The organism is Priestia sp. P5_B4, assembly GCF_056400385.1.
The window spans coordinates 1-4,715 of the sequence record NZ_JBFULJ010000267.1 but is presented as its reverse complement, the minus strand read 5'-3'; the positions used below and the strand labels follow the sequence as shown (position 1 = coordinate 4,715).

Below are 4,715 nucleotides of genomic sequence, written 5' to 3'. Positions count from 1 at the left end.
GCAATACGACTGTGCATCGCCTCGTCCTACGCGTCCTCTTAGCTGATGAAGCTGAGATAACCCAAAGCGCTCTGCATCATAAATGACCATCACGGTTGCATTCGGAACGTTCACTCCAACTTCTACAACCGTTGTTGATACTAAAATCTGCACGTCATTTACGCTAAATTGTTTCATCACTTCTTCTTTTTCATCAGGTGACAATCTTCCGTGCATGAGACCAACGCTTGCTTTTCCATTAAAATAGTGAGTGAGTGTTGCATCTACATCAATTGCATTTTGAACATCCAGCTTGTCCGATTCTTCAATCAATGGACAAATAACGTAAGCTTGTCTGCCGTCATGTATTTCTTTTTCAACGAAATGTAAAATACGTTCAAGCATATCATGTTTTACCCAGTATGTTTCAATTGCCTTACGTCCTGCTGGCATTTCATCAATAATGGACACATCCATTTCTCCAAACACCGTAATAGCAAGAGTTCTCGGAATAGGAGTCGCCGTCATAAACAGTACATCCGGACTCTCTCCTTTTTCACGTAAAACCCGGCGCTGCCCAACTCCAAAGCGGTGCTGTTCATCCGTAATGACGAGCCCTAAGCTATTATATATAACTTCATCTTGAATTAAGGCATGTGTACCTACTAATACATGAACATCTCCGTCTTTCACTCGCTGAAGCAGCTCTCTTCTTGCTTTTCCTTTAACAGACCCTGTTAGCAAGCCTACGCTGATTCCTACCTTTTCAAGCATCGCAGTCAATGACTCAGCATGCTGTTCAGCTAAAATTTCAGTCGGTACCATTAAAGCACCTTGATGCCCTGCTAAAACAGTGGCGTATAAAGCAACCGCTGCTACGACTGTTTTACCAGACCCTACATCACCTTGCAGCAAGCGATTCATGCGATAAGGCGATTTCATATCGTGCGTAATTTCGTTTACTACACGTTTTTGAGCGTTTGTTAACGGAAACGGCAGCAAGTTCGTGAAGTTTACCAGCTCAGTTGAATCAAATGCTTGCTTCATTCCAAGTGTTTCTTCTCTTTCTCGCTTTCTAAGCGCCTGCATTTTTAATTGAAAAAGTAGAAATTCTTCATAGACAAATCGACGTCTTGCTTGTTTTAAATCTTCATGATCACGAGGTAAGTGAATACTTCTAACCGCTTCTTCACGCGTTACTAGTTTGTATCTAGAACGAATAGAGGCCGGGAGCATATCCTGAATGCTGCTGCCATAATTCTTCAACGCAAGAGAGACGAACTTCCGCATTCCTTTGACCGTTAAGCTGCCTTTAACCGAGTAAACAGGCTCAATCGTTTGATTTTTAACAAACGGAGAAAATTGAAGCTCCTGCAAGTTAATCGTTTGCCGATGCTGATCCCATTTCCCCGTAACCGTAACAGTTTGATCGATTTCTAACTTTGATTTATAGTAAGGGCGATTAAAACAAGTAACCGTAATCAAATAGCGGTTTACTAGCAGCCGAAACGTAAGGCGCGAACGTTTTTTTCCGTAATACGTAAGCGAAGGGACGCTGTGAACCTTTCCTTCTACGGTGACCTTTTCGTCATGCTTTGCTTCAGCCAAATCTTTTAGCTCATAATCTTCATAGCGGTATGGGAAATGTTCTAACAAGTCATGCACACTATGAATATGCATATCCTCTAATGCCTGTGCTGTTTCCTCTCCAATACCTTTAATGGTTTTAATTGAAATAGTTGTTAGTTCATTCACTTTTATTTAATGYAATACCAAAGATCTTCGCTTCAAGCTCGCGACCTGTTGGTGTTGCCGCTAAGCCTCCTTGTGCAGTTTCTCGTAATGCAACCGGCATTGTTTGACCAATTTTATACATAGCATCAATAACTTCATCACATGGAATACGACTTGTAATGCCTGCTAAGGCCATATCTGCTGCAATCATTGCATTCGCCGCTCCCATTGCGTTTCGTTTCACACATGGAACTTCTACTAGTCCTGCTACTGGGTCACATACTAATCCTAGCATATTTTTGAGAGTAATTGCCATTGCTTCAGCTGCCTGACTCGGTGTACCTCCTGCCATTTCAACAATCGCTGCCGCTGCCATACCTGAAGCTGAACCAACTTCTGCTTGACATCCGCCTGCTGCTCCTGAAATAGACGCATTATTGGCTACAACAAACCCAAAAGCACCTGATGTAAATAAAAATTCAATCATTTCTTTACGAGTTGGGTTTAGCTTATTTTGGACTGCAAACAGCGTTCCTGGCACTACCCCCGCAGATCCAGCAGTAGGCGTTGCACAGATTGTCCCCATTGCCGCATTTACCTCGTTTGTCGCTACAGCTTTGCTGACTGCATCTAAAATTAAATTTCCAGATAATGATTTTCCACTTTGAATATAGTTTTGAAGCAGCACTGCATCTCCGCCTGTTAAGCCTGTAACAGACTGTACCCCTTTTAAACCGCGTTCAACCGCTTCTTCCATAACCGTTAAGTTCCGGTCCATTTTTTCCATAATTTCTTCACGAGTAACTCCCGTGATATCTATTTCCTGTTGAATCATAACCTCTGCAATTTTTACATTTTGACTTTCTGCTAATTCTACTAGTTCTGCTACGTTTCGAAACATAGTAACCTCCGCTATCATTCTGTCTTATTTTCACTTTAGAACCATCTATAATCACCCGGCTTCAGTTATTCTCTCAAGCCGTTCCTATTCGCTCTATCCTACTCAACCATTCTTGTTACTTGAATAATGTGAGGCAATGTTTTTAACTCTTCAATTACATCATCTTCAATATTCGTATCCATTTCAATTGCCATGAGCGCTACTTCTCCGCGCTCTTTGCGAGATACTTCCATATGTCCGATATTAATTGAGTGTTTCATTAAAATATTCGTAACGGTCGCAATGGCACCAAATCGGTCATTATGCACAACGAGAATAGCTGGATTCATGCCTGATAAATTTAACTCAAATCCGTTCAGCTCCGTAATTTGAATTTTTCCTCCGCCAATTGAAATTCCAACAACCTCAATTTCCTTTAATCCGTCGCTCATTTTGATGCGAGCAGTATTGGGATGATCTGTGATTGCCGCTTCCTCAACAAATGTGACGTCCATTCCTTCTTTTTTAGCTAAGTCCAAAGATTGCGGAATACGCTGGTCGAACGTATCAAAATCTAAAATACCGCCAATCAGCGCTACGTCTGTTCCGTGCCCTTTATACGTTTGAGCAAAAGAACCGTACAGTGAAACCACAACTTTTGTGGGCTGCTTGCCAAAAAGCGTTCGTGCAACCCGTCCAATACGCGCTGCACCAGCTGTATGTGAGCTAGATGGTCCAATCATTACCGGACCAATAATATCAAAGACAGATTTATATTTCATAAGGATTTTCCCCCTGCTATTTAGACATTGTTATTACTTATATGTTACTTGAGCTTTTGACTTTTTGGAAGCTTTGTTTCACGCTCTCAAAAAATTTAAAAATTCTCACTTTTATTAGGGACTCACGCACAAAAAAAGCGGTGTATTTATCCATAAAAATAAGATAAGCACACCGCTTTTTTTGCTATATTATGCAGGAAAAGATGAATTACTTAAGCTGCCTCTTGCTCGGAAGCTACATCGTCTACTGTTTTAATTTTAAAGTTTTTAAAAACAACTGAACCTATAAACCCAGCTAATGCTCCCGCTAGTGCGCAAAGTACTGCACAAATTGTGACCTTCATAGGGTCATTAAACCCAAACATCACTGCAAGTCCTGCGATTGGCGTTGCCGTGCCTGCAGCATCATTTACCAATCCGAACAGAGCCACAACCACACCGGCTAGTGCACCTCCAACAAAGTTTGTAATGTAGATAGGAATCGGATTTGCTGAAATAATATTCGCTTGTGTTAAAGGTTCAACTGCAACTGAAATGGTTGTACGACGATCCCCAATTTTTAATCGATCAAACAGCACATAGTTCATGAAAGAAGAACCAAACACAGCAAGAGCTCCAATCGCCATAGGCAATCCCGTTAACCCTAGCATAGCCGTTAAAGCCATTGAGCTAAGCGGAGCCGTTGCTACTACTGTAATAACTCCCCCTAAAATAATTCCCATCAAAATAGGGCTAGCACTTGTTGTGTCTTTGATAATTCCTCCAATATTTAAAAGCGTCGCATCTACAATAGGTGAGAATGCATTACCAATTAATCTTGTTAAAGGTGCCGCAATTAAAATATTTCCTAATAAATCGAGACCAGCAGGTGCCTTTTTCTCAATAAATTTCACTACAAATGCCATGAGGTATCCCGCAAAAAATCCAGGGAGCAAGCCTAGACCTGAACACACCACCCCCATCATAAGAGCATATACAGGAGATACGCCTAACGCCAAAGCAACTAATGCTGCCGCCGCAACTCCTCCCATTCCTCCTGCAGCCTTTCCAACTTCACCCAAGAATGAAATACCTAGTAAATCTCCTCCTACATATGACTGAAAGGCCTCTACGAGAAACGCAGCTACCGCTCCGCTTGCCAAAGCCCCCATTGCTTTCATGCCATAAGGTGCCTTGTTGCTAAACAACCAAAATAAAAATAAAACTAATAATAATAAACCTGTTCCTTTTAAAATATCCACTGTTGTCTCTCCTCTCATGCTGTTTTCTTTCACATTTGACTTAATCAGTTTTCAAAACTATCATATAAACGGGTTCTTTTCAACTAATATACCTAATAT

At 41.3% G+C, this 4,715-nt stretch carries 4 protein-coding genes; all 4 read right to left on the bottom strand.

Going from position 1 to position 4,715, the window contains the following annotated elements; translation table 11 throughout:
- The coding region (gene recG, locus AC1DRF_RS17195) for an ATP-dependent DNA helicase RecG (RefSeq protein WP_477741236.1) at nt 1-1,734 on the bottom strand (1,734 nt) is incomplete at its 3' end.
- Nucleotides 1,727-2,614, bottom strand: a complete 888-nt coding sequence (gene sdaAA, locus AC1DRF_RS17190) for an L-serine ammonia-lyase, iron-sulfur-dependent, subunit alpha (protein WP_477741235.1) — start codon at nt 2,612-2,614, stop codon at nt 1,727-1,729. The genes sdaAA and recG, both read right to left, overlap by 8 nt.
- 98 nt (nt 2,615-2,712) lie before the next feature.
- Entirely contained in the window at nt 2,713-3,375 is a 663-nt protein-coding gene (gene sdaAB / locus AC1DRF_RS17185) for an L-serine ammonia-lyase, iron-sulfur-dependent subunit beta (protein ID WP_013058911.1), read from the bottom strand.
- A gap of 212 nt (nt 3,376-3,587) precedes the next feature.
- On the bottom strand, nt 3,588-4,616 hold the full coding sequence (locus AC1DRF_RS17180) for a PTS sugar transporter subunit IIC (RefSeq protein ID WP_016765419.1): 1,029 nt from the start codon (nt 4,614-4,616) through the stop codon (nt 3,588-3,590).
- Between the last annotated feature and the right edge of the window lie 99 nt (nt 4,617-4,715).